Genomic DNA, 1,700 nt, shown 5'->3' on the forward strand with positions numbered 1-1,700 from the left:
ACCGAGACGACGGCGAGGTCGGCCTCGTTCACCGCGTTCGACACCGGCTCGGGCAGCGGGCCCGAGTTGCCGATGCAGGTGGTGCAGCCGTAGCCGACCAGGTAGAAGCCGAGCTTCTCCAGGTACGGGGTGAGCTCGGCCTTCTCGTAGTAGTCCATGACGACCTTGGACCCGGGGGCCAGCGTCGTCTTCACCCACGGCTTGGTGGCCAGGCCGCGCTCGACGGCGTTCTTGGCCAGCAGCGCGGCGCCGATCATCACCTGCGGGTTGGAGGTGTTGGTGCAGGAGGTGATCGCGGCGATGACCACGTGGCCGTGGTCGACCTCGGTCCCGGTGCCGTCCTCCATGACGACCCGGGTCGGCTTGCGCGGCCGTTCGGCGTCCTCGCTCCCCTGGTAGGCGTCGGGCTTGCCGGCCTCGCCGTTGCCGTGGGTCTCGGCGATCGGGTCGGACGCGGGGAAGGTCTCCGCGACGGCCTCGTCCACCGACGACTTCACGCCGAACGGCTTCTCCTGCGCCGGGACGCCGGGCTTGCGCTCCTCGCCACCGGTCTCGTCGGCCTGGACGTAGTCGGCCAGCGCCGCGCGGAAGGAGGCCTTGGCGTCGGTGATGGCGACGCGGTCCTGCGGGCGCTTCGGGCCGGCGATGCTCGGGACGACCGTCGACAGGTCCAGCTCGAGGTACTCGGAGAAGGCCGGCTCGCGCGTCGGGTCGTGCCAGAGGCCCTGCTCCTTGGCGTAGGCCTCGACCAGCGCCACCTGCTCGGCCGAGCGGCCGGTGAGCTTCAGGTAGGTGATGGTCTCCTCGTCGATGGGGAACATGGCCGCGGTGGAGCCGAACTCCGGGCTCATGTTGCCGATCGTGGCGCGGTTGGCCAGCGGGACGGCGGAGACGCCCTCGCCGTAGAACTCGACGAACTTCCCGACGACGCCGTGCTGGCGCAGCATCTCGGTGATGGTCAGCACCAGGTCGGTCGCGGTGGCGCCGTCCGGCAGCTGGCCGAAGAGCTTGAACCCCACGACGCGGGGGATGAGCATCGAGACGGGCTGGCCGAGCATGGCGGCCTCGGCCTCGATGCCGCCGACGCCCCAGCCCAGCACGCCCAGGCCGTTGACCATCGTGGTGTGCGAGTCGGTGCCGACGCAGGTGTCGGGGTAGGCGACCGTGCGGTTCCCCTCCTGGCGCGGGAAGACCACGCGGGCCAGGTGCTCGATGTTGACCTGGTGCACGATGCCGGTGCCCGGGGGGACGACCTTGAAGTCGCTGAAGGCGCCCTGGCCCCAGCGGAGGAACTGGTAGCGCTCGCCGTTGCGCTCGTACTCGATCTCGACGTTGCGCTGGAACGAGTCCTCGGTGCCGAAGATGTCGGCGATCACCGAGTGGTCGATGACCAGCTCGGCCGGGGCGAGCGGGTTGATCTTCTGCGGGTCGCCGCCGAGCTCGGCCATGGCCTCGCGCATGGTGGCGAGGTCGACGATGCAGGGCACGCCGGTGAAGTCCTGCATGACCACGCGGGCCGGGGTGAACTGGATCTCCTGGTCGGGCTCGGCCGACGGGTCCCAGTTCGCCAGCGCGCGGATGTGGTCGGCGGTGATGTCCGCGCCGTCCTCGGTGCGCAGCAGGTTCTCCAGGAGGACCTTCAGGCTGAAGGGCAGCTTGTCGGAGCCCTCCACCGCGTCGAGTCGGTAGATGTCGTAGTC

At 70.1% G+C, this 1,700-nt stretch carries 1 protein-coding gene; it reads right to left on the reverse strand.

All coding sequences use genetic code 11. From position 1 onward, the window contains the following. The coding region (gene acnA, locus DQ239_RS19980) for an aconitate hydratase AcnA (protein ID WP_113836172.1) at window positions 1-1,700 on the reverse strand (1,700 nt) is incomplete at both ends.

It is taken from the genome of Blastococcus sp. TF02-09 (genome assembly GCF_003319105.1).
Lineage (GTDB): Bacteria > Actinomycetota > Actinomycetes > Mycobacteriales > Geodermatophilaceae > Blastococcus.